This window comes from Streptomyces sp. NPDC033131, assembly GCF_055578365.1.
In genome coordinates this window covers 1-20,894 of record NZ_JBVIPA010000069.1, presented here as the reverse complement: position 1 = coordinate 20,894, position 20,894 = coordinate 1, and the positions used below count along the sequence as shown (strand labels likewise).

The following is a 20,894-nucleotide window of genomic DNA, read 5'->3' as shown; positions in this document are numbered from 1 at the left end:
TAAAGATGGATCTTGGAATAGCAGGGCGCAGGGCAATTGTGATGGCTTCGAGCTCCGGCCTGGGGCTGGCATGTGCAACCGCTCTGAGTCGGGAGGGGGTGCACGTCGTCATTAATGGACGCGACGGCGAGCGTCTCAGGAAAGCGTCAGCCGAACTGGAGGCAGTTGCCCGCGCCTCGGTAACGATCGTGGAGGGCGATCTCCTGGACGGAATCACGTCTGATCGCCTGCTTGAGGCGTGCCCTGATCCCGACATCGTGGTGACCAACAACGGGGGCCCTCGTCCTGTACGACTGCGGGACGCCAGCGCGGCCGACTGGGATCGCGCCCTTCAGGGAAACTTCTTGAATCATGTACGGTTCATCGATCGAGTAGTCGACAAGATGATCGAGCGCGAGTTCGGCCGGATCGTCAACATCACCTCTGCGATGGTGACGACACCGCGGGCGCACCAGGCGGTGAGCTCGGCTGCGCGTACCGCTCTTACAGCCGTTTTGAAGGGTCTGTCATTCAGCCTCGCCCCTCACAACGTAACGATCAATAATCTGCTGCCGGAGCGCATGGACAGCGGTCGACAAATGCAGGTCGCGGCAATAGAGGCCGAGCGCGAGGGCATCACGTTCGAAGAGGCACGTGAGCGGCAAGCGGCGTCGATAGCTGCGCGGCGGCACGGTCGACCCGAAGAGCTGGGGGCCGCCTGCGCCTTCCTATGCAGCGAGAATGCCGGATTCATCTCGGGTCAGAACCTGCACCTCGACGGAGGAAGCTACCCAGCTCTGCTCTGAACTCGTTGCACCGGATCTCCTCGTTGTCTATCGAGGCGAACCGGCACCTACTGACTTTCAAAGCGTGGTGTCGTAGGGGCTGCCGTCTCATGATCCCTGCGGTATGCCGACCGCATGAGGTAAGCGCAAGGGGGTGGGCTCACCGACGAACGGCGGGCCTTCCGCGAGAAGTTGCGGTTGCAGGCAGCCGAGCGGTTCCGGCAGGGCGACGAGAACACGGTCATCGCTCACGACCTGCGAGTCAGCGTCCGGTCGGTACGGCGTTGGCGCAAGGCTTGGTAGCAGGACGGGCCGAGAGCCCTGGCCTCGAAGGGCCCGGCGTCGCTGCCGCTGCTCAGTGACCAATTGTTTGCCGTGCTGGAGCGTGAGCTGGCCAAGGGGCCGGTGGCACATGGGTGGCCGGACCGGACGTGGACCCTGTCGCGGATCAAGACGCTGATCGGGCGCCGCTCCACAAGAGCTGCACCGTGCAAGGAGTGGCCGCCCTGCTCAAGCGGCACGGCTGGAGCTGCCAGGTCCCCGCCCGGCGGGCGATCGACCGGGACGAGGAACTGGTGGCCGGCTGGGTGAAGGAGACCTGGCTCCAGGTGGAAGGACCGTGGCGGCGCTCGACGCCTGGCTCGTCTTCGAGGAAAGCCGGACTCTCGATGACGCCGCCGACCACCCGCACCTGGTCCCGCCGCGGCCACACCCCTGTGGTCCGCGTCCGGGGCCGCTAGACGAGACGGGCGATGAGAAGTCGTCCCTCGACGCGGTCGGCGCCGGCCGCCAGTACTCCGGAGCCCTGGGCGGGATCGGGCTGTGCCAGGTCGCGGTACATCTCTCCTGCGTGAGCGCGCAGGGCCACGCGCTGATCGACCGCGTCTCCACCTTGGTGAGGCATGGGCCCGGCGACGACGAACGCCGTGAACTGGCCGGGGTGCCCGACGAGACGGCATTCGCTACCAAGCCGCAACTGGCCGGCGACATGCTCGCCGACGCGCACGCCTCGGGCGCCCGTAGCGCGTGGGTCGCGGCCGACGAGGTCTACGTCGGCAGGGAGTTGCGCTGTCGGATCCGTACGCTGGCTACGGCTATGCGATCACCGTGCCCACCAGCCACCGCGTCACCACCCCGGGCGGGAAGGCCAAGGCCACCGCACTGCTGGAGCGGAAGCGGGCCTGGATGCGGTTGAAGACCGGCCACGGTACCAAGGGCGAACGGCTCCAGGAGTGGGCGATGATCGACGTGAACCCCGACGACACCCCGCCCGGACACCCAGACGGGCACAGCCAGGTCCTCATCCGACGCCACCGCCGCACCGGCACCCTCTCCTTCTACCGCACCTGGCACCCCTGCCCGCAACCGATGTCAGTGCTCGTCAGCGCGGTCTGCCGCCGCTGGCGCGTCGAGGAGGACTTCCAAGGAGCCACGGGCCTGACCCACCTCGACGCCGACCAGGTCACCTGCTGGACCTCCTGGCACCGCTGGAGCCTCATGTCGATGGTCGCCTACGCACTCCTGGCCGTCGGCGCCCTCCACGAGCGGCAACGCGCCAACCCCGCCGAGCCCGAGGGCCACCTGGTCATGGTGCCCGTCAGCCCACGCGAACTCCTCGCCCTGCTCCGTGCCTTCGTCCTGCCCCGTCCCTGCCAGGACACCGATCCCGCCCACGCGCTCCGCTGGTCACACTGGCGCCGCCGACACCAGCATCGCGCAGCCGACTGCCACCGTCGCTGGAACAACGTCACAGCAGTTGCCATCGCCTGACAGAAACCTTACGAGTCACGAACTACAACTGCCGTGCTGCTATCTCACGCTCCGCCGACCGTGCTGCCGCGTCTGCTGTGCGAGTTCGGCGGACGGTACCCCCGGATCACCATCGACTTCGAGCAAGGTACCCAGAACGACCTGCAGCAGCGCATGTTCGACGGGAAGCTGGACCTCGCGGTGCTCTTCGACATGGACGTGCTCCCTGAGATCGAGTGGGTCGAGCTCCACACCACCCGCCGCACGTCCTGCTCCCGGCGGATCACCGGCTGGCCAACTCCGGCACGGTCGCGCTGCACGACCTGACAGAGGAATCCATGGTGCTGCTGAACGCGCCACCGAGCGCACACCACACGATGCAACTGTGCCAGGAGGCCGGCGTACGGCCTCGCGTACGCCACCGCACGAGCAACTTCGAGACCGCGCGCGCGTTGGTGGGCCGCGGACTGGGTTACGCGGTACTGATCCAGCGCCCTCGCAACGACCGTATGTACGAAGGAATGCGGGTCGTCGCGAAGGAGATCGCCGAGCTGACCGGCTACCGAATCACCGTCGTGCTCGCCTGGCCCGAACACACGCGCCTGACCAGCGGCCACCGCGTTCCTCGAGTACTGCACCGAGATCATGCGGCCCGAACCCGTCGGTCCTTCCGGTGCCTCATGAGTTTTGCTGCGTTAATACACCGGAAACATGTGCTTTTCATATAGAGGTCCGATGCCTCACGCTTGGCGCACTCAGCCCACCTCGCGGAGGCAGTCATGGCACAAGTAGCCCGCATCCCGGAAGATTTCACGGACACCATCCGGTTGCCGGACCTCTGGAACGACCCCTATCCGATCTACCGGGAGCTGCGCCACTCACGACCCGTCGCGTGGGTTCCGGTGGCGAACCTGTACCTCGTCACCCGGTACGCCGACATTGCGTACCTGGCGAAACATCCGGAGATCTTCAGTTCTGTCGAGCAGAACTCGCCGATGACCCGGGTGATGGGGCACACGATGCTCCGCAAGGACGGAGCCGAGCACCAGCGCGAGCGCAAGGCGGGCGAGCCGCCCCTGCGCCCGCGCATGGTCAAGCGGCACTGGACGCCCGTGTTCCAGCAGCTGGCCGACGAACTGATCGACGGCTTCCGCGAGCGTGGCGAGGCGGACCTTTTCAGCGAGTTCGCCGGCCCGATGGCTGCCCTGTGCCTGGCCGCCGTGCTGGGGCTGCGCGAGGCGGCCGCGGCGGATCTGCAGAACTGGTCACAGGCGATGATGGACGGCAACGGCAACTACGGTGACGACCCGGTCGTCTGGGAGCGTGCCGAGGCCGCTTCCCGCAGGGTCGACGAGGCCGTGGACGCCGCCATCGCCCGGCTGCGCGGCGCCCCGGACGAGTCGGTGATCTCAGCCATGTTGCACGCCGACGATCCGCTAACGCCGGAGCAGATCCGCGCCAACGTCAAGATGTTTATCGGCGGCGGGCTCAACGAGCCGCGTGACGCGACCGCGGTCGGCACCTATGCCTTGCTGTCCCACCCGGAGCAGCGGGCCGAGGCTGAGGCCGACCCGGCGCGGTTCGCGGACGTCTTCGAGGAGGCCGTGCGCTGGGTGGCCCCGATCGGCGTGTATCACCGCGAGACGACGCAGGAGACCGAACTCGGCGGGGTGATGCTTCCGGCCGGTGCCCGTCTGGGAGTCGTCCTCGGCTCCGCCAACCGGGACGAGACGGTGTTCGAGGCGCCCGACGACTTCGACATCAACCGTCGCACGAAGGCGCACCTCGCCTTCGGCGGCGGCCCGCACTTCTGCCTGGGCACCTGGACCGCCCGGGCCCAGGTGGGTCAGGTGTCCCTGCCCACCCTGCTGCGCCGCCTGCCGGGCCTGCGGCTCTCCGACTCAGAGCCCGTCCGCTGGGGCGGCTGGGCCTTCCGGGGACTGCTGAACCTTCCCGTCCGCTGGGACGCCTGACCGGTGCACTTCAACGACCTCGCCTACTCAGGAGAACACATGCCCATCCTCGTTTTCGAGCAGCCGGACAGCAGTCGGCGCGCACTCGACGTGCCCGAAGGCACCAGCATCATGAAGGCCGCCGTCGCGCACGGCATCGACGGCATAGTCGCGGAGTGCGGCGGTTCGGCGACGTGCGCGACCTGCCACGTCTACACGGACCCCGCCGACGCCGACCGGCTTCCACCGGTGAGTGACGTCGAGGACGAGATGCTCGACTGCACCGTGGCACCCCGCCGAGACGGCAGCCGTCTGAGCTGCCAGGTCGTCGTCACCGGCGAACTGGACGGCCTGGTCGTGCAACTGCCGCCGGAGCAACGATGACGACGACGGTGATCGTCGGCGCCGGTCAGGCTGGAACCCAGGTCGCAGCCTCCCTCCGGCAGACGGGCTACCAGGGCCGCGTGGTGCTCGTCGGTGATGAGGACGAGGCGCCGTACGAGCGCCCGCCGCTGTCCAAGGCGTTCCTTCTCGGGACGGCTACCGACAAGCAACTCCGGCTCCGTGCCGATGACTTCTACGCCGACAACGGCATCGAGCTGCTCGTCGAGAAGCGGGTCACGCACATCGATCGCGCGCGGCCGCGAGTACGGCTGTCCGGCGGTAGGGAACTCGCCTGGGACCACCTTGTCCTGGCGACCGGCGCCCGACCCCGCCCGCTCGACATCCCAGGCGCGGATCTCCCCGGAGTCGTGCCGCTGCGCTCGCTGGCCGATGCCCGCGCACTGCGGGGCCGCACGGCCGAGGCACGCCGGATCGTGATCGTCGGCGGCGGGTTCATCGGGCTGGAGTTCGCAGCCGCCTGCGCCGGCAAGGACGTGGTGGTGCTGGAAGCCGCAGACCGGCTGATGAGCCGCGCGGTCACCAGCCCGGTCTCGGACTTCTTCGCCCGGGCCCACGAGTCGCGCGGAGTCAGCATCAAGCTGTCCACGGGGGCCGCCAAGTTCGTCGCCGCGTCGGACCGGGTTTCGGCGGTTCGCACCTCCCACGGGGCGGTAAATCCGGCCGATCTGGTGCTGGTGGGCGTGGGCGCACTTCCCGAGACCGCCCTCGCCGAGCAGGCGGGGCTGGCGGTGGGGGACGGCATCCTGGTGGACGGCACCCTTCGGACGTCCGACCCGCACGTGTTCGCCATCGGTGACTGCGCCCGCTTCCCCGGTCCCGGGCCGGAGGGGACCACACGGCTGGAGTCGGTACAGAACGCCGTCGACCAGGCCCGGCACGTCGCCCGACAGATCGCGCTCGGCGAGGTGCCGGAGTACCGGGCTCTGCCCTGGTTCTGGAGCGACCAGAAGGGACTGAAGCTCCAAATCGCCGGCCTGACCCACGGACACGACCGGACACACCTGCTGGGCGACCCCGACACCGGCAGCTTCTCCGTCCTGGTCTTCCGTGCTGAACGCCTCATCGCGGCGGAGTCGGTGAACAGACCGGGCCACCACTCGGCGGCCCGCCGACTCCTCGCCTCGGCCAGCACCGTGACCGAGCGCGACGCCACCACACCCGGCTTCGACCTCAAAACGGCGGCACGGGCGGCGACCTGCAACACCGTCTGACCGCTGGCGCGTGCACGTCACTTCCGCATCACCGCATACCGGGGCGGTGGGGAAGTCGTACGGGGTCACGACGCCGACGACGCCGAGCGAGCGGTAGTTGCCCGCAACCCACGGCCGGTATATTGAAGTCGACGGCCCACCGCCGGTTCCTGATCTGGTCCAGAGCCGGCGTCTGGGGCCGGCTCCACGAAGCGGTCCTGCACCGGCTCGACGACTCCGGCCTCATCGACGTCTCCCGCGTCGTCCTCGACTCCGCGCACGTACGCGCTAAAAAGGGGGCGAACAGACAGGTCCGAGCCCCGTGTGGACCGGGGCAAGCCGGGTTCCAAGATGCTCGTCCTGTCGGACGCGAACGGACTGCCCCTGGTCGTCGGCGTCTCCGCCGCCAACGTCCACGACAGCGAAGGCCTGAAGCCCATGGTCAAGGGGCACCAAACGAGACACGCCCCTCACCGCAGCCGCTACTTCAAGCCCCAACGCCTGCATGCCGACAAGGCCTACGACATTCCCCACCTGCGGAAATGGTTACGCGGCAAGCGCATCGGAGTGCGCATCGCCCGCAAAGGCATCGAGTCCAGCGAACGATTGGGCCGCCGTAGGTGGGTGATCGAGCGGACCATCTCCTGGCTGTCCGGCTACCGCAGACTCAGCCCTCGCTATGAACGCAATCCCCGCAACTACCTGGCCTTTCTCGGCCTCGCCGCAGCCATCTGCTGCTACAAGCGGTACGTCCGCCTCACCACATAGGACACCGTCTTCTGCGCTCCCCTCGGACGCCCAGAACGAAGCTCCTGCGACAGTCGATATCTTCGCCCCTGCGCTCCCCGGCGACGTCGTGAGTCTCGAGGACCAGCGCATATCAGTTGTCAGCTATTGGAACGCTCGGCACCCAAGAAATCGAATCTGACCGCGCCATGCGCCCCGGTCACTCACCGTGTGTCCTCACGGAAGTTGAGCCAGAACCCGATCTCATGTACAAAGCCACCGCCGCAAGCGCCTGAACCTCCGCCCGCGTGAACCTCCAGGAACCCCACGCGGTTGGATAGCTCCGTGGTGCGACGAGAGCGCGTGACGAAGAGACGGCCTCCCTTCGGCATGCCGAGAAGGATCGTCCTGCTGGCGACGTTGGAAGGCTGGCGCCACAGTGTTCTCACCAGGGAAGGCGGGATGTTCTGCGGACGCCTTGCCGACGTGGCGGCCAACATCGACCCAGCCGAGGCACGGGCCGCCGTGGCTGCCATGGTGGTGGGACTCGCACGCGACTTCCACGAAGCTGACGTCGACGTGACCTGGGATCCGCCCCGGGAACCCGGGTCCTGGACAGCTCAGGTCACCGTTGCCGCTACCCCACCGGACGCCTGAACCCGGAAGGACGACCACCATGCCCAAGGACAGACCCTGGAACCGCAACCCCGAACCGGACAGCGACGCCAAGCCCGTCCCCGAGAACCCGCCGCTGGCGGGGCTCGAAATCCGCACCATGGACGACGGTGAGGTCCGGGCTCACTGCCTGGAGCAGGCACGCTTCTGGCTGGCGGGGTACGAGCACATGCGCCGTATGAATGAGGACCACCTCGAGATCGCCACCAAGTACGCGGTCATCGCTGAGGCATTCCGTCCCGAACCCAAGGCCACGCAGGAGTAGCCAGGCGCCTCCGCCATGCTGGAGACCGTCGGCCTCCACGAGCCGCTGGAGGCGAAGAACGAGTTCTTCGCCTGGCTGATCGCCGAGACGTTCCTCAACACCAACGGCCAGTATCTGCACTACGAGCCCGAGGAAGCCCTCGCGCTCGTCATGCGCGCCAAACACAAGGGCGCCCGCGTTCAGGAGATCCCCGCGCAGCTACGCGCCTGGTGCACCGGCTGAGGTCCGGCATGGCCTGCTGCAGCAGCCGGGCCGATTTCCACACCGCACTCGCCAAAGACCCGTTCGACGCGCTGAAGGTGCCCGGCCGACCGAGTCGGGGGAGTACACCGCCGGACAGCGCCTCGGTGAGGCCACCGACACCGCACTCGAAGACATCCACAGACGCCGCAACGCCGAGGTCACGGTGACGACGTCTACGGCCAGGACCCCATCCTGCGCGGCTGGCTGGCCAAGCAGCGCCTGAGCTACGTGCTGGCGATCGCCTGCAAGCATCGATGCGGCCCGCGCGGGCAGAACGCCCGCACCATCTCCGCGATCCTGCCGGAACATGCGTGGGAGATCCGATCCGCCGGCGACGGCGTGCACGGCCTGCATGAGTACGCCTGGGCTCTGGTCCCGCTGCCCGGGGACAGCGACGACGGCTTCGAAAACGCCCTGCTGATCCGCCGCAGCCTCACCGACGGCGAGCGTGCCTACTACCTCGCCTATGCCTCGAAGGGCGCTGCGATGGCGGAGATCGTGCGCGCCGCCGGCGCCCGTTGGGCGATCGACGAGTGCTTCCAGGCCGCGAAGAACGAAGCTGGCCTAGATCACTACCAAGTCCGTCACTACCCGGCCTGGTATCGACATATCACCCTGGCCATGGCCGCCGCCCACCTCACCGCCGTGCGGGCCACCACCGCCGAAAAGGGGGAGGCAACCGCGACCTGATCCGACTGAGTGTGAACGAGATCCGCCGCTTGCTGAGCAGACTCGCCTCCGGGCGTCCGGCACGAAGCCGGACATGTCCTGCACTGGGCCACGCTGGCGTCGCCGCCATCAACACCGCGCCCGTCTCAGCCACAACCGCCATCGCGGCCACCGACCCCCGTAACTCCACCTGCACTATCAGCGCGCATTGCGCGGATGCTGGCGCGCCGTCCGCTCGTTGCCACGCCGGTAGTTACCCGTCCAGCGGGCCATCACCAGCTGTGGATCCCCATCCGCCACCTCCCGCACGAACTGTGCCCCCCGGCTCCCGCGCAGCACCGTCGCGACGCGGCCGCGGTGCAGGATCACTACGGAGCCGTCGCCCCGCTCCTCGTATGCAAATCCCTGTGCTACCGACACCCGGCCCCCTTCGACATAGAGGACCAGGGTGCCGACTGACTGGTCCTTGCGCGAGCTGTTTTCCGCCGCTGCCGATTGAGTGACGTCACAGGTGACAAGTGACGGCACCCGGCGGCAGGGCCGACACGTCGCATGTCCGCCCTCAGAGCGCCGCAGCGGCCACCGGCACCTGTTACTGCGGCTGCAGTGAAGCCGCATCCCAGACATGAAGATCACGATCTAAGAGCTGGAGTGCTGGATGAGCTGACAGGATCTCAGTCCGGCGAAGGACGCCGCATCCTACAGTGGGACTCGGATGTGACGGCCACCTCAGCCCACGGCAAGGTCGTTTCGCTCGGGCCCAGCAGAGGTGAGACAACCCTTCAGAAGGGAGTGGTGGCGGTGGGGCGGTTCTTTCTGAGTTACTCGGCACTCGATGGTGTGGAGTTCGCGCTGCGGTTGGCGGACGCTTTGGAAGCGGGGCCGCCTCATTACGAGGTGTGGATCGACAGACGAGACCTGCGGCCCGGACGTGATTGGGACGAACAGCTGGAAGAGTGGTTGCGCGCCTGTCAAGGTGTTTTGTTCGTGGTGACCAACGACAGTGTCAGAGACGGTTCGGGGTGCAAACTCGAGTGGAGCCAAGCGCTGAAATACGGGAAGCCCGTCATACCGCTAATGCTGGACGCTGATGCGGAACAACCTTTTCGGCTCGGCTCGCGTCAGCACATTTCCTTCACTGACTTCGATTCGGGGATAGCTCAATTGCGCCGGCATCTTGCCTGGACTACCAGCCGCGAGGGAATCCTCTCGCAACTCAGTATCCGTCTGAGCGAGGTGAGCCGAGAACTGCGGCGCGCGACGGGGCAGGAACGTCCCATCATTGAGGCTGAGATGAGGGAGCTCCGCCAGCAGATTAACCGGCAGCAAGCACTGATCGACGCCCCGACCACCGGCCCGACACCCGAGACTGCAGGAACAACCACGGCCACGGTCACGGCCGGGACCGGGACATCAGCGCCCGACATCGCCGACGCCCGGCTTGAATCCCTCGGCATGTCCAACCGGATCGGTGTCGACGCCCACCGGCTCGGAGCCGAATTCGTCGCTGGGTCGATCGTCGTCGACTCGACGATCTGCGACTATGCGGGCGTCGACCTAAACGGTGTCGTCGTGCGGGGACTGGGGGAACTAGAGGACTTAGAGGTCCACCCGTCATTCATCTCGGCCGATCGACGGGCCGGCGTCGAGCCCACACCCAACCGTCCCAAAGCTCATCTGGTCGACTGGAACGCACCAGTGATCGACCAGGGAGACGTCGTTACCCTGGACCTCGCCCGCTCTGACTACTGGACCTCCGAGGCGACCAAGCGCACGATCTCCCGGATTCAGAGCGAGGTCCTCAGTGGACAGATCGATTACATGCGGCTGCCCCGCCGTCTGGACGTCCATCTCGTGGTGGTGTCCGGGGACGACGACATGGTCCTCCTGGCACGGCGCGGGAGCCACGTTGCGACGGAACCCTCCACGTGGATGGTGTCCGTGGGCGAGAGTATGGACTGGCAGCAGGATCAGGGGCCTGCCAAGGTTCCCCACCCAATGCGCACGGCGAAGCGCTGCCTTGCCGAGCGCGATGAGCTAAACCTCCCCCGCGAAGTCGTAGAATCCGCCAGCTTTCGGCTCGTCGCGGTGGCGACGGAGTGGGAAGAAATGCTCATCAATTTGATCGTCGTCGTACGCATTCCTGGGATGTCGTTCCACAGCCTCCGGCGTTATTTCCGAAAAGGGGAGAATCTCCAGTTGGATGCCATTCCCTTCGAACCGAAGTCCTGTGGTGCCTTCCTCCAGGGAGGGTCATATGCGGGATTTAGCGGCACAGGGGTGCGTATGCGGATCAGCGACATCTCCCGCTTCGCGCTGCTGGCCGCACTGTCGTCGGAGTATCCGCTTACTGAGATCACCGGATGAGATGGCGCCCCCTCTCACCAACGGAATACCGGCTGTAGGTTCTTTCGATGTCGTCGTCATCGGCTCCGGACCCGCCGGCGTTGCCGTGGCCGAACGGCTCTACAACGAGCGGCCCAGCGTCACGATCGCCATAATCGAACGCGGTTCGACTCTGCTCCGTCGGCACTTCTATACGAACGGCGCCCTGATCGGCGAGCGGGACCGCTTCCTCGCACGTCATCAAGTCTGCCCATGGGAGGGAGACCTGGACGAAGGCGGGGCCCTCCTGCCGGCCTTGGGCGGCCGCGGCATCGTCGGGGGAAGCCAACTTCACCGCTTCTACGCATCCGATCTCACCCTGTGGCCGAACGGGCTGTGGCCGCTCACCGAAGGAGAACTCGATCCGTACTTCCGCGAGGCGGAAACCCGTCTGCTCGGAGGATCCCGGTGCGGCGGACCGGCGCAGGAGTACGTGTGTGAGTCCCTCGCGAATCTCCATGCCCAGCATCCCCCGTGCGGCCCCGCCGTGGACACTGAGCGCAGGCCGAGTGTCGGACTACCTCACCACAGCAGTGTTGAGCGCCTCCTCGCGCTTCTCGACATGGACCGAGCCGCACCGTCCCGTCGGCTGAGGATCTTCACCGACACTCGTGCCGTCCGGCTGATGGTCGATCCCGCGAGGCCTCGGCACATGTCGCGGGTGCGGTGTGTGCCTGCCGGACCGGGCGGAGCGCACTTCGACGTGCACGGGGGAACCTTCGTGCTCGCTGCAAGCGCCGTCGAATCCGCGCGGCTGGTCCTTGTGTCCGGAGTTCAAGCGCTCAACGGCATGAGCACCAATGTCGGGCGTTATCTCATGGAGCACGTCTACTGCAGGGGCTATCTCGACGTGTCCAGACATCAAGGGATCCCTCCGGGCCCGATCAATGTCTTCCTACCGCCGCAAAGCGCCGCTCTGGAGAACCGGTTCCAGGTCGAAATATGCTCGGTCACGCATCCCGCTGACGGTCGATCGGTCCTGCGTATCACTGGTTCCGCCGCCATGGATCCCCAACGGCAGAACCGAGTCACGCTGTCTCCCGACCACGTCGACGGTCACGGTGTACCTCGGGCGTCGACCGTGCTGCGGTTGTCACCCGGCGACGAGCGGCGAAAGATGTCGCTCCTGCGCGGCTTGCAGAACATTGCCGCACTCCTGGGCGGTAGTTGGCTGGTCCCGCCCGCAATCATGCCCCGGGGGGCCAGCTACCACGAGGCAGGCACCCTACGGATCGCACAATCCCCCGCGGAGGGAGCCGCCGCTCCCGACGGTTCGCTCTTCGGATGGGACAACGTGTTCACGGGAGACGCATCGGCCTTCCCCAGCGTGGGTGTCGCGAACCCGATCCTCACCATCACCGCCATGGGGTACCGGCTCGCCGACCGGCTCGCAAGCCGTCTCGGCATCTTCGAGCGTGCCTGAGACCTACAGGTCGGCCAAAATGGCGTCGATGGAGGCAGACAGTTCGCCGTCGGTCAGGGAGTGGTGCACGGACAAGGCACGGATCTGAGAAGCGCCCCGTTCCGCCTGGGGACACGATCCGGGTGCGTAGGTCACATGCTTCGGCAGAGGCAGACCGAAGGGCGTACGGCGCTCTATGTCCATCCGCTGGAAAGCCGGCTCAAGATAGGGAATCTCCTGGAACGACCCGCGACCGGCCGGGACGATGACCGGGTACCGCCAGTAGGACACGCTGGCCTCCGGAAAAGCCTGCAGCCTACGGATGGGAACGTCGTCCCGCCGCGCCAGCTCCAGCTCAATGAGAGCGACGAGTTCGGCCCTCCGCCGGTTGAACTCGTCAAGCTGGGACAGCTGGGCCAGTGCGATAGCAGCCTGCATCTCACTGATGCGGTGGTTGTGTCCGAAGCCGATGTGGCCGCGGCCGACCGAACCAGGACGCTTAACAGGGACCGGAAGGCCGAAGCGGAAGTGCGGGACGCCCGCGCTGGAGTAGAGGACGGCTCGTGTGTACGTGTCCGGGTCCGTGGTCGCGAACACGCCGCCTTCGCCGGACGTGATGTGCTTCGACTGCTGGAGGCTGAAGCAGCAGGCGTCCCCGAACGTGCCGACGGGTCGTCCCGCGATCAGCGTGCCGAACGCTTGCGCACAGTCCTCCACTACCTTCCAGCCTGATCTCCGCGCCATCGCCGTGATCTCGACTACCGGAGCCGGTAGACCCCAGAGGTGCACCACGACCACGGCCCGCGTCCTGGCACTGACGACCCCCTCGATGGTGTCGGGGGCGAGCAGGAGCGTCTCCGGATGCACGTCGGCGAAGACGGGAACGCACCCCGCTGCGAGGACGGCGAAGGGAACGAACGCCGGACACGCCGCGGGGCAGATCACTTCGTCCCCCGGTTCGAGCCCCAGGCCAGCAATGGCCGCCTCGTTGGCGGACGTCCCTGAATTGACCGCATGTGCGTAGGGCAACCCAAGCCACCGCGCGAAAGCGTCTTCCAACCGGTCGGCGGCGGCGTCGGCTGCGGAATCGTGCCGACTTCCCCAGCCGACGCCGTTCCCCCGCCAGAGCCGCCCCGACGCCAGTACATCCGACAAGGCGGCTTCCTCAATCTGTCCGAACTTTGGATCGGCCATGACGGCCATGCTAGTAGAGCTGGCTTACCTCTCAGCGCGGATCACCAGGTTGACGCCCCGCCAGGCCGTTGATCCGTTGTGGGAACTGACCCGTCACCTCTGACCGCCATCTGGACGAGCGTCAGCGTCGGTTGGCCATAGAGGCGGAAGCGCTGCCGCTGGCGCATGGTGGGATCAGGCTCGTCGCTGCCGCAGCCGGGGTTCGGGAGGGCACGGTCTCGCGCGCAGCGGCTGAACTGGAATCCGGTCACGCTGCCAACGCTTTCCCGCTGAGCGTTCTGGCGAGCCGAGCTAGGAGACGAAGCCAACGATGCCGAAGCCAGGGCGCGCCTCCACGTGGCGAAGCCAGACGATAACGTCCATGACGGCGTCGACCACTTCTTGCTCCAGCGGCGGGGCATGGCCGTCCCGCTTGGTCTGCTCAAACTGCTCCAGCGCCTGCAGGCATCGCTCGTGCGTCCACTCGCCGCAGCGCGGCAAGTCGTACGATCGCCGAGCTACTCGCCGGCACCGGACGAACCGAGGAGGCCGGCGCCGTCCTCGAACAGCACGCCCCCGCCAACAGCTACGACCTGGCCGGCTACCTCATCGACCTCGGCCGCGTCGAGGACGCCCTGGCCCTCCTCCAACGGGACACTCCCCGCCCGCCCGAGCTGTCGTACGGCCTCTGGCACGACGATCCCCCCTTCTGAGGCCCTGCCCGGTCTGGCCCCGCGGGGGAGCGTCCCGTCACCTGGAGCGGCGTACCAGGCGCCCAGGAGGGCCCTGAGTCGACGTTTCCTGGCCCGTGTGGCTCATCCTGATCGGTGGCCGCGGCCAGGGCGCAGCGATTGGTGGGGTCGGGCATAGCGGCAGCATCGACGGCGCCCGCCGCTACCTCGCCGGCGACCGCGACCTCACCGGCCCCGAACGCGTCCGCATCGCCACCACCGCCTACGCGGAAACCGAAGACCACACCGGCCGCTTCTACGAAGAATGCTGCACCCTCGGCCCCGAACTGCGCGCGGAACAGACCGCCCTCTACGCCGTCTACCGAGCTTGGTGCCAGAATGAAGGCGCACCGGCGATGTCCTCACGTGCGTTCGCCGCCAGAACGAGGGAACGGTGGATTCGAGGGGTCGTTGCAACACGCGGTGAGTTGATCAAGCCGCGAGCAGTTTAGACAGGCGTTCGGCCGGGGTTTCCCAGCCGAGCGTCTTGCGTGGGCGGCTGTTGAGTTCGGCAGCGACGGAGTCGAGGTTTTTGAGCGTGTGGACGGACAGATCGCTGCCCTTGGGGAAGTACTGCCGCAGGAACCCGTTCGTGTTCTCGTTCGAGCCGCGTTGCCAGGGCTTCCGGGGTCGCAGAAGTAGACCGGGACGTCCGGGGCAACGCTGAAGGAGTGGTGTGCTGCCATCTCACAGCCCTGGTCCCAGGGCAGGGAACGCTTCAGGTGCGGCGGGAGGGTTTTGACCGTGTCGATGAGGGCGTTGCGGACGGCGGGGGCGCTGTGGTCGATGGGCAGGTGAACGAGCAGCAGATAGCGGGTGCTGCGTTCGACCAAGGTGGCGATGGCGGAGCGGGAATTGCGGCCGACGATGAGGTCGCCTTCCCAGTGGCCAGGGACAGCCCGGTCGGCGGCTTCAGCAGGCCGTTCGCTGGTCATCACCATGGGCTGGGAGTAGCGTTGCTGGCGCCTGGTTGCATCCCGGGACGAACAACTCCGAGCGCACCAAACTGGGTTCGACGTGGTTCCACCACACCGCGCTGGGTTTGGCGTCCACCACGACGAACGGCGTCGACACCGGATTCATCCGCGAACCGGCGGGCACCCTGAATTCCATGACGACTGGGGGGAAGTCCTACTACTACCTCACCGACGGCACGGGCAACGTGCTCGGCCTGGTCGACGAGGCGGGCAAGCGCACCCACGTCTACGGCCCCACCGGCCTGCCCCGCGGCACCACTACCGAGGCGGTCCCACAGCAGTTCCTCTACCGCGGCGCCTACCTCGACCCGACGGGCCTGTAGAAGATGGGCGCCCGCTACTACGACCCCCAACTCGGCCGCTTCACCCAGCCCGACCCCGCCGGTCAGGAGAAGAACCCCTACCTGTACGCGGGTGGCGACTTCATCAACAACTGAGACCCCACCGGGCAGCTCGATCTGGGTTCTGCCTTGAAGGCGGTCGGCGTGGCGAACGACATCGACACAGGGGGACCGATGTGGGACGCCGGACTCGAAGGGGAGTGGGGGGAAGGCCGCCGGAATCGGTTTCGGGCTTGCCGTAGGAAAGGCAGGCGAAGGCACATGCATCGGTGCAGCCGCATACGTCGGTGGCCCGGTGGGCGCCGGCGCAGCGGCGGTGCCGTGCATGGTGGCGGATGAAGCCGCGGGCTCGTTCGCGGAGGACACCACCGTGGACGCCTGGTCATGACCGTAACCCGGTCGGGGGCCGTCAGTCCGGCCCCCGACCGGGGAAAGGACAGGATGTGTTTGCAGCAGGGATCTATCACATAGCTTCAGAAGGCAAAGGGCGGTGGATACCAGAAGGCTGGCAACTGCCCATACTCTTCATCGCTCTGGCTGTCGCGGCGATTGTGGCGGTGGCGGCCCGTGCCTGGCAAAAGCGCAGGTAGACGGAGAGTGCGCAGCACGGGCGTGATCCAGGTGATCACCGGTTGCGTTCTTTCGTTTGCCTGGGGCGTCAATGATCGGTCGAAACTCGCGTCGGTTGCCATAGGGGCACCGCTCATCTTCACCGGCCTGGCCGTCATGAACAAAGGGCGCCGGTGAGATCGTTCGGCGTTGCCGCATGAGGGACCGGATGTCCCGCCATGTGCCGGTGTACCTCGACCGCGAAGCCCTTGCGCGAGCGGTGCTCACCCTGCTGCTTCCGGTCCAGCCCGCGCCGGCAGAGCCCGTCGAGGCCACCGCCACCGAGGTCGACGGTCATCCGGAGAAACCGCCACTCTGCGGCGCGTGCACCGGCACGTCCGGCACCGGCTCAATGAGCCGCGGCGGTGACCACGCCACCAACGCCCGCCTGGAACAGGAGAACGCGCAGCTGCGGCACGCTATCGATTCTCACGCGACGGTGGACCAGGCCATCGGGGTGCTCACCGCGATCCACCGGCTCGCGCCGGCCGCCGGCTTCGAGGTGCTGCGTGAGGTGTCCCAGCACACGAACATCAAGCTGCACACGGTGGCCGAGTCGGTGATCGCCTGGGCGCTGGGGCAGCCGTTGCCGGAGCCGGTGGGGCGGGAGCTGGACGCGGCTGTGCGGCGGCGCTCCAGCCGGCAGGGTGCCCGGGGGCGGAAGCCGAGTAGCGCGGCGTGGGTCAGGCGGTCAGTGCCTGCGCGACGGTGGATGGCAGGGAATGACCTGCTCCAGGCCGACGAGCTCAATCAGCCGCAGCACTGATGCCTGGGGGCCGGCAAGACGCAGCCACCCGTGAGCGTCGCTCATGCTCTCGTGGGCGGCGCTGAGGACGTTGATGCCAGCTGGCGCCCCCAGGCCTCGAGTGCGGGCCGGGCGCGGGATTCTGGGCCCACAGCCGTCCACAGCAGACCGTCGGGGAACGCGCCGGTCTCGTACAGCGTGCGAGCCGCCTGTGCCACCACCGTAGTCTTCCCGATGCCGCCGATGCCGTAGACCGCCAGGGGAGGTGGATGGACGCTGGCTGACGCGTGTATGTCGAGGGCGGTAACGAGGCCGTCGATAGTCCGTTGCCGGCCGACCACGCCTTGCGGTGGTGGCGCGGGAAAATGGGTGGACCCTGCGATTGGGTCAAGCCCATCGGGCAGTACCCCTTTCTCGTCAGCGGCCCCGCCGCTGGCGGCACGGTCCCGCAGGCGGCGCAAGGGCTCCAGATCGAGGCCGAGGGTCCGTGCCAAGAGAACGAGGGTGGTGCGGCTGGGCACACGCCGTCCGTTCAACGCCTCACTGGTGGTAGTGCGGCCCAACCCTGCGCGATGGGCCAAAGCCGATACTTTGAGCCGGCGGCTGGCCGCAGCGTCACGCAGCACAGCAGCAAGCTGATCCAAGGCGTCCTCGCCTTGGTGTGGCGATTGCATCATCCTGCCCCCTTGCCCCTACCCAGACTGCCATGCCCAGACGGCCGCGTTCGGGCGCTTCCTTTGCCCGAGTCCTTGAGCGGCTGAGACCGGCACGCAACGGCCAGCGGACTGAGGGGCAGATGGCCGCATCACTGCAGGATCTGAGCGAGCGCCGCCGTCAACGTGGTCGCGAGAGTGAGGACAGTGGCGAAGACGGCACCGGCGAGAAGGAACGCGGCAGGGTAGGTTGCGCCATCGAGGCGGGCCAGCTTTCCCGCCCCCGCAGCGATGAGCGCGGTCAGCATCACGATAGCCACAGCCACGATGACGACAGCGAGACGGTTCACGATGGATCCCCTTTGGACGGGAGACGATGTCATGGGAAGTCTCGCCAGCACGGCGTTCGCCAGGGTTCGGCCGGACGACGTCGAACATTGTCGGACACGAGCGCAGAGGCGCCTGTCCCCGGCATGCGGGCCATCCCCCGCCGGTCCTGCTGCACCTGGGCGGCCGTGCCGAGGTGCTGCGGGTGCAGCCGGGCGCGCCGATCGGTGTCGGCGGCGTCGACTTCGAGGCCGTCGAGCTGGACGCCCCGGCCGGAGCAACGCTGCTCCTCTACACGGACGGTCCGGTCGAGTCGCGACTGCGTGACGTGTGGATCGGGATAGAGCAGCTGCGCAAGAAGCTCGCGACGACCGCGCAGCTCACGGGACCGGATCATCCGCCGCCCCTGGAAGCGCTGTGCGACGAGGTGCTCGACATGCTCGGCCCGGGCGACCGGGACGACGACATCGCCCTGCTCGCCGCCCGTTTCGACGGGATCGCGCCGAGTGACGTGGCGTACTGGTTCCTGGAGCCGGAGGACGCGGCCCCGGGCCGGGCCCGGCGGCTGGTCCGGCGGGCGCTGAAGCGCTGGGGGCTGGAGGAGCTAAGCGACTCCGTCGAGTTGCTGGTCAGCGAAGTCGTGACCAACGCTGTGCGGTACGCGTCCCGGCCCATCACTCTCCGGCTGCTGCGCACGGAGGTACTGCGCTGCGAGGTCGGGGACGATGTACCCCAGCTCCCGCGGGTCTGGCACGCACGCCCAATTGAGGAGGCCGGACGCGGGCTCTACGTAGTCAACCAGCTGTCTCGGCGGTGGGGCGCGACCCGCCTGAGCACCGGCAAGGTGGTCTGGTTCGAACTCAACATCAATCCGTGACTTGTACTACAGCCGGTGGTTTCACGGTGAGTGAGTAGCAAGTAGGCGATCTCTCGGAGGAGTCGAGGTACGCCCTTGACCTCAAGTCCAGTTGAGTTTCTACGGTCGATCTCGTCGAACCGACTCAGACAACGGCAGGGGTCCCGGCCATGGAGTACTCGCACAGCGACACTGACCTGATCAAGCAGCCCATCGGCTACTGGAGTTGGGCGGCCTATAAGGCCGTCATCGCCCGCACTCAGGCCGCCCTCGCCGGGATCGGCACCACCCAACCGCAGTGGTGGGCCCTCGCGCAGGTGGCAAGCGCCGACACCGTCAAGACCCGTGACGAAGTGTCCCGCCTCCTTCGGAACTACCTCGACATCGGCCCGGAAACCATGGAGTCGGAGATCGATACGATCACCGCCCAGGGCTGGATCACCGAGGATGCCGAGGGACGCCTGGGCATCACGGCTGAGGGCAGGGCGTTCTACGACAAGGCCGCGGCCCTGCAGGACGAGCTCTGGGCGGAACGGCACGCGGATATCTCCGACGAGGAGTACCTGACCACCCTCAAGGTGTTGCAGCGGTTCATCCACAACACGGGCGGGCGAGCTTGGCACCACTAGGCCGTGTTTTAGAAGTGGGCTTCGTCGTTCGCCCTGCGCTGTGATGATCGCGATGTGAGGCGAGGGGATCTTTCTGACGATCAGTGGGCTGTGCTGGAACCGATGCTGCCGGTGGCGATCCGGGGCACGCCGGCGGTGGGGCGGAGGAGGCTGATCGATGGGATCCGATGGCGGGTTCGTACGGGTGCTCCGTGGAGAGATCTGCCATCGGAGTACGGGCCGTGGCAGACGGTCTATGGGCTCTTCCGTCGCTGGCAGCGTGACGGCACCTGGCCCGAACTGCTGACCCGACTGCAGGCCCGGGCGGATGCGGCTGGGCTGATCACGTGGGAGATCAACGTCGACGCCACGATCTGCCGGGCCCACCAACACGCCGCAGGCGCCCGCCGCGAGGGGCAGGCCCAGAAGGAACCGCCGGGCGGAGCCCGCGCCGAGCCCGACGACCACGGTCTGGGCCGGTCCCGGGGAGGCTTCACTACCAAGATCCACCTGGCCTGCGAGCAGGGGCAACGGCCGCTGTCTTTACTGGTCACCGCAGGCCGGCGCGGTGACAGTCCTCAGTTCGCTGCCATCTTGGAAGGCGTCCGAGTGCCCCGCACCGGACCCGGCCGTCCCCGCGTCCGCCCACTGCGAGTTCGGGGCGACGGGGCCTACTCGTCCCGCGCCAATCGGGCCTACCTTCGAAGGCGGGGAATCCGCTGCACGATCCCGGAGCCTGCCGACCAGGCCGCCCACCGCAAACGGCGCGGGAAGGCCGGCGGGCGGCCACCGGCCTTCGACCGCGAGGACTACAAGGCCCGGCACGCGGTCGAGTGCGGGATCAACCGCCTCAAGCGCAACCGGTCGGTCGCCACCCGGTTCGACAAACTCGCCGTCCGCTTCGAAGCCACCGTCCTGATCGCCGCGATCGGCGAATGGCTGTGACCGGCCTGAGCTGTCGCTTCCTCATGCCATGCTGACCGCGACCCAGGTGAACAGGCGAGGGGAAGGCAACGATGGGGGCTCAGTACTACGGCGCCGACAGCGAGAACGGCGACCGCATCGACGACCCCTCCGAGGACGCGCTGTTCATGCTGATCAGCGACCTCAACGACTCCGACAACACGTTCGTGGTCGTCCAGCCCGACGAGGACGACCCCCTCTGGTTCGCCTCCGTGGCCGTCCTGGACGAGGGCGGCTACGAAATCGTCCGCCGTGACACCACCCGCCACGAACATGAGGTCACCACGGCGACCAGCATCAACGACATCACCCGCGACCTCACCATCTGGATGGCCACCCGCGACTTCCCCGGACGGCCAACCAGACAGATCAGCGACTTCTAAAACACGGCCTAGCTGTTCTGTCTCGGGAGGTTGTGGACAGGTGAGTCAGATCTCGGCTGGGGGATCTTGAACGGGTGAGGGCCTTTCGGGTTCGGTGTGGATT

The 20,894-nt window shown here is 67.2% G+C and carries 24 protein-coding genes and 8 pseudogenes; 25 read left to right on the top strand and 7 right to left on the bottom strand.

All coding sequences use genetic code 11. The features are described from left to right. Nucleotides 1-5: 5 nt before the first annotated feature. The 13 genes and pseudogenes from ACZ5XS_RS43115 to ACZ5XS_RS43055 all read left to right on the top strand — a co-directional run. Nucleotides 6-785, top strand: a complete 780-nt coding sequence (locus ACZ5XS_RS43115; RefSeq protein ID WP_468660888.1) for an SDR family oxidoreductase — start codon at nucleotides 6-8, stop codon at nucleotides 783-785. 171 nt (nucleotides 786-956) lie between these two features. Beyond that, nucleotides 957-1,501 (top strand): annotated as a pseudogene (locus tag ACZ5XS_RS43110) (winged helix-turn-helix domain-containing protein); the annotation flags it as partial. After that, nucleotides 1,384-1,959, top strand: a complete 576-nt coding sequence (locus ACZ5XS_RS43105; RefSeq protein ID WP_468660886.1) for a transposase — start codon at nucleotides 1,384-1,386, stop codon at nucleotides 1,957-1,959. The pseudogene ACZ5XS_RS43110 and the gene ACZ5XS_RS43105, both read left to right, overlap by 118 nt. Continuing rightward, nucleotides 1,872-2,534, top strand: a complete 663-nt coding sequence (locus tag ACZ5XS_RS43100; RefSeq protein WP_468660884.1) for a transposase family protein — start codon at nucleotides 1,872-1,874, stop codon at nucleotides 2,532-2,534. The genes ACZ5XS_RS43105 and ACZ5XS_RS43100 overlap by 88 nt, the downstream gene beginning before the upstream one ends. Nucleotides 2,535-2,567: 33 nt before the next feature. After that, nucleotides 2,568-3,241, top strand: a pseudogene (locus ACZ5XS_RS43095) (LysR substrate-binding domain-containing protein). Nucleotides 3,242-3,292: 51 nt separating this feature from the next. Then, a complete protein-coding gene (locus tag ACZ5XS_RS43090; protein WP_468660882.1) occupies nucleotides 3,293-4,486 on the top strand; it encodes a cytochrome P450 in 1,194 nt (397 codons plus the stop codon). A gap of 39 nt (nucleotides 4,487-4,525) precedes the next feature. After that, nucleotides 4,526-4,849, top strand: coding sequence for a 2Fe-2S iron-sulfur cluster-binding protein (locus ACZ5XS_RS43085; protein ID WP_468660880.1), 324 nt, complete (start codon nucleotides 4,526-4,528; stop codon nucleotides 4,847-4,849). Continuing rightward, nucleotides 4,846-6,081, top strand: coding sequence for an NAD(P)/FAD-dependent oxidoreductase (locus tag ACZ5XS_RS43080; protein ID WP_468660878.1), 1,236 nt, complete (start codon nucleotides 4,846-4,848; stop codon nucleotides 6,079-6,081). The genes ACZ5XS_RS43085 and ACZ5XS_RS43080 overlap by 4 nt, the downstream gene beginning before the upstream one ends. A gap of 107 nt (nucleotides 6,082-6,188) precedes the next feature. Then, nucleotides 6,189-6,828 (top strand): annotated as a pseudogene (locus tag ACZ5XS_RS43075) (IS5 family transposase); the annotation flags it as partial. 321 nt (nucleotides 6,829-7,149) lie between these two features. Then, the gene (locus ACZ5XS_RS43070) at nucleotides 7,150-7,443 is read left to right on the top strand and encodes a hypothetical protein (RefSeq protein ID WP_468660876.1); all 294 of its coding nucleotides are present in this window, start codon (nucleotides 7,150-7,152) and stop codon (nucleotides 7,441-7,443) included. A 19-nt stretch (nucleotides 7,444-7,462) separates the two neighbouring features. Then, nucleotides 7,463-7,726, top strand: coding sequence for a hypothetical protein (locus tag ACZ5XS_RS43065; RefSeq protein ID WP_468660874.1), 264 nt, complete (start codon nucleotides 7,463-7,465; stop codon nucleotides 7,724-7,726). 15 nt (nucleotides 7,727-7,741) lie between these two features. Further along, nucleotides 7,742-7,948, top strand: a complete 207-nt coding sequence (locus tag ACZ5XS_RS43060) for a hypothetical protein (protein ID WP_468660872.1) — start codon at nucleotides 7,742-7,744, stop codon at nucleotides 7,946-7,948. 171 nt (nucleotides 7,949-8,119) lie between these two features. After that, nucleotides 8,120-8,659, top strand: a pseudogene (locus ACZ5XS_RS43055) (transposase family protein); the annotation flags it as partial. 177 nt (nucleotides 8,660-8,836) lie between these two features. Here ACZ5XS_RS43055 and ACZ5XS_RS43050 read toward each other — a convergent pair. After that, nucleotides 8,837-9,058, bottom strand: coding sequence for a hypothetical protein (locus ACZ5XS_RS43050; protein WP_468660905.1), 222 nt, complete (start codon nucleotides 9,056-9,058; stop codon nucleotides 8,837-8,839). Nucleotides 9,059-9,289: 231 nt separating this feature from the next. Between ACZ5XS_RS43050 and ACZ5XS_RS43045 the strand changes: the two genes are divergently transcribed. After that, nucleotides 9,290-11,005 carry a toll/interleukin-1 receptor domain-containing protein gene (locus tag ACZ5XS_RS43045; protein WP_468660870.1) on the top strand — a complete coding sequence of 572 codons (1,716 nt, stop codon included), beginning with the start codon at nucleotides 9,290-9,292 and terminating at the stop codon, nucleotides 11,003-11,005. Further along, entirely contained in the window at nucleotides 10,896-12,446 is a 1,551-nt protein-coding gene (locus ACZ5XS_RS43040) for a GMC oxidoreductase (RefSeq protein ID WP_468660868.1), read from the top strand. Before ACZ5XS_RS43045 ends, ACZ5XS_RS43040 begins: the two co-directional genes overlap by 110 nt. Nucleotides 12,447-12,449: 3 nt before the next feature. On the opposite strand, the gene ACZ5XS_RS43035 is transcribed toward ACZ5XS_RS43040, so the two are convergent. Further along, entirely contained in the window at nucleotides 12,450-13,619 is a 1,170-nt protein-coding gene (locus ACZ5XS_RS43035) for a DegT/DnrJ/EryC1/StrS family aminotransferase (protein ID WP_468660866.1), read from the bottom strand. Nucleotides 13,620-13,729: 110 nt separating this feature from the next. Here ACZ5XS_RS43035 and ACZ5XS_RS43030 point away from each other — a divergent pair. Next, nucleotides 13,730-13,873: pseudogene (locus ACZ5XS_RS43030) on the top strand (ISAzo13 family transposase); the annotation flags it as partial. A 37-nt stretch (nucleotides 13,874-13,910) separates the two neighbouring features. On the opposite strand, the gene ACZ5XS_RS43025 reads toward ACZ5XS_RS43030, so the two are convergent. Both ACZ5XS_RS43025 and ACZ5XS_RS43020 read right to left on the bottom strand, forming a co-directional pair. Continuing rightward, nucleotides 13,911-14,099: a DUF7691 family protein gene (locus ACZ5XS_RS43025; RefSeq protein WP_468660864.1), complete on the bottom strand. Its 189-nt coding sequence runs from the start codon at nucleotides 14,097-14,099 to the stop codon at nucleotides 13,911-13,913. 17 nt (nucleotides 14,100-14,116) lie between these two features. Next, complete coding sequence (locus ACZ5XS_RS43020) at nucleotides 14,117-14,293, bottom strand: hypothetical protein (protein WP_468660862.1); 177 nt, start codon at nucleotides 14,291-14,293, stop codon at nucleotides 14,117-14,119. Between the two features lie 182 nt (nucleotides 14,294-14,475). Between ACZ5XS_RS43020 and ACZ5XS_RS43015 the strand changes: the two are divergent. Next, a pseudogene (locus ACZ5XS_RS43015) lies at nucleotides 14,476-14,721 on the top strand (primase-like DNA-binding domain-containing protein); the annotation flags it as partial. 40 nt (nucleotides 14,722-14,761) lie between these two features. Here the strand turns inward: ACZ5XS_RS43015 and ACZ5XS_RS43010 are convergent. Next, nucleotides 14,762-15,279, bottom strand: a pseudogene (locus ACZ5XS_RS43010) (IS30 family transposase); the annotation flags it as partial. A 161-nt stretch (nucleotides 15,280-15,440) separates the two neighbouring features. On the opposite strand from ACZ5XS_RS43010, the gene ACZ5XS_RS43005 reads away from it, so the two are divergent. From ACZ5XS_RS43005 to ACZ5XS_RS42990, 4 genes are all read left to right on the top strand, one after another. Beyond that, complete coding sequence (locus ACZ5XS_RS43005) at nucleotides 15,441-15,629, top strand: hypothetical protein (protein WP_468660860.1); 189 nt, start codon at nucleotides 15,441-15,443, stop codon at nucleotides 15,627-15,629. A 3-nt stretch (nucleotides 15,630-15,632) separates the two neighbouring features. Further along, nucleotides 15,633-15,743: an RHS repeat-associated core domain-containing protein gene (locus ACZ5XS_RS43000; RefSeq protein ID WP_468660858.1), complete on the top strand. Its 111-nt coding sequence runs from the start codon at nucleotides 15,633-15,635 to the stop codon at nucleotides 15,741-15,743. Nucleotides 15,744-16,244: 501 nt separating this feature from the next. Further along, the gene (locus ACZ5XS_RS42995; protein WP_468660856.1) at nucleotides 16,245-16,394 is read left to right on the top strand and encodes a hypothetical protein; all 150 of its coding nucleotides are present in this window, start codon (nucleotides 16,245-16,247) and stop codon (nucleotides 16,392-16,394) included. A gap of 19 nt (nucleotides 16,395-16,413) precedes the next feature. Further along, nucleotides 16,414-17,022, top strand: a complete 609-nt coding sequence (locus tag ACZ5XS_RS42990) for an ANTAR domain-containing protein (protein ID WP_468660854.1) — start codon at nucleotides 16,414-16,416, stop codon at nucleotides 17,020-17,022. A gap of 41 nt (nucleotides 17,023-17,063) precedes the next feature. Here ACZ5XS_RS42990 and ACZ5XS_RS42985 read toward each other — a convergent pair whose 3' ends face one another. Then, nucleotides 17,064-17,675 (bottom strand): helix-turn-helix domain-containing protein, encoded by a 612-nt coding sequence (locus ACZ5XS_RS42985; RefSeq protein WP_468660903.1) that lies wholly within the window; start codon nucleotides 17,673-17,675, stop codon nucleotides 17,064-17,066. A 131-nt stretch (nucleotides 17,676-17,806) separates the two neighbouring features. Further along, complete coding sequence (locus tag ACZ5XS_RS42980) at nucleotides 17,807-18,004, bottom strand: hypothetical protein (protein ID WP_468660852.1); 198 nt, start codon at nucleotides 18,002-18,004, stop codon at nucleotides 17,807-17,809. Nucleotides 18,005-18,126: 122 nt separating this feature from the next. Here ACZ5XS_RS42980 and ACZ5XS_RS42975 point away from each other — a divergent pair. The 4 genes and pseudogenes from ACZ5XS_RS42975 to ACZ5XS_RS42960 all read left to right on the top strand — a co-directional run. Further along, nucleotides 18,127-18,858: pseudogene (locus ACZ5XS_RS42975) on the top strand (ATP-binding SpoIIE family protein phosphatase); the annotation flags it as partial. A gap of 149 nt (nucleotides 18,859-19,007) precedes the next feature. Beyond that, the gene (locus ACZ5XS_RS42970) at nucleotides 19,008-19,466 is read left to right on the top strand and encodes a MarR family winged helix-turn-helix transcriptional regulator (RefSeq protein ID WP_468660850.1); all 459 of its coding nucleotides are present in this window, start codon (nucleotides 19,008-19,010) and stop codon (nucleotides 19,464-19,466) included. A gap of 102 nt (nucleotides 19,467-19,568) precedes the next feature. Further along, nucleotides 19,569-20,390, top strand: a complete 822-nt coding sequence (locus tag ACZ5XS_RS42965; RefSeq protein WP_468660901.1) for an IS5 family transposase — start codon at nucleotides 19,569-19,571, stop codon at nucleotides 20,388-20,390. A gap of 71 nt (nucleotides 20,391-20,461) precedes the next feature. Next, nucleotides 20,462-20,791 carry a hypothetical protein gene (locus ACZ5XS_RS42960; RefSeq protein ID WP_468660849.1) on the top strand — a complete coding sequence of 110 codons (330 nt, stop codon included), beginning with the start codon at nucleotides 20,462-20,464 and terminating at the stop codon, nucleotides 20,789-20,791. The last annotated feature ends 103 nt before the right edge of the window (nucleotides 20,792-20,894 follow it).

Excerpts from the sequence above, each read along its gene's own strand:
- ACZ5XS_RS42990 (WP_468660854.1), top strand. The coding sequence starts at position 16,414 with ATGAGGGACCGGATGTCCCGCCATGTGCCGGTGTACCTCGACCGCGAA.
- ACZ5XS_RS42960 (WP_468660849.1), top strand. The coding sequence starts at position 20,462 with ATGGGGGCTCAGTACTACGGCGCCGACAGCGAGAACGGCGACCGCATC.
- ACZ5XS_RS43115 (WP_468660888.1), top strand. The coding sequence starts at position 6 with ATGGATCTTGGAATAGCAGGGCGCAGGGCAATTGTGATGGCTTCGAGC.
- ACZ5XS_RS43060 (WP_468660872.1), top strand. The coding sequence starts at position 7,742 with ATGCTGGAGACCGTCGGCCTCCACGAGCCGCTGGAGGCGAAGAACGAG.
- ACZ5XS_RS42965 (WP_468660901.1), top strand. The coding sequence starts at position 19,569 with ATGCTGCCGGTGGCGATCCGGGGCACGCCGGCGGTGGGGCGGAGGAGG.
- ACZ5XS_RS43080 (WP_468660878.1), top strand. The coding sequence starts at position 4,846 with ATGACGACGACGGTGATCGTCGGCGCCGGTCAGGCTGGAACCCAGGTC.
- ACZ5XS_RS43035 (WP_468660866.1), bottom strand. The coding sequence starts at position 13,619 with ATGGCCGATCCAAAGTTCGGACAGATTGAGGAAGCCGCCTTGTCGGAT.
- ACZ5XS_RS42985 (WP_468660903.1), bottom strand. The coding sequence starts at position 17,675 with ATGCAATCGCCACACCAAGGCGAGGACGCCTTGGATCAGCTTGCTGCT.
- ACZ5XS_RS42970 (WP_468660850.1), top strand. The coding sequence starts at position 19,008 with ATGGAGTACTCGCACAGCGACACTGACCTGATCAAGCAGCCCATCGGC.
- ACZ5XS_RS43000 (WP_468660858.1), top strand. The coding sequence starts at position 15,633 with ATGGGCGCCCGCTACTACGACCCCCAACTCGGCCGCTTCACCCAGCCC.
- ACZ5XS_RS43005 (WP_468660860.1), top strand. The coding sequence starts at position 15,441 with ATGACGACTGGGGGGAAGTCCTACTACTACCTCACCGACGGCACGGGC.
- ACZ5XS_RS43065 (WP_468660874.1), top strand. The coding sequence starts at position 7,463 with ATGCCCAAGGACAGACCCTGGAACCGCAACCCCGAACCGGACAGCGAC.
- ACZ5XS_RS43040 (WP_468660868.1), top strand. The coding sequence starts at position 10,896 with ATGCGGGATTTAGCGGCACAGGGGTGCGTATGCGGATCAGCGACATCT.
- ACZ5XS_RS43085 (WP_468660880.1), top strand. The coding sequence starts at position 4,526 with ATGCCCATCCTCGTTTTCGAGCAGCCGGACAGCAGTCGGCGCGCACTC.
- ACZ5XS_RS43090 (WP_468660882.1), top strand. The coding sequence starts at position 3,293 with ATGGCACAAGTAGCCCGCATCCCGGAAGATTTCACGGACACCATCCGG.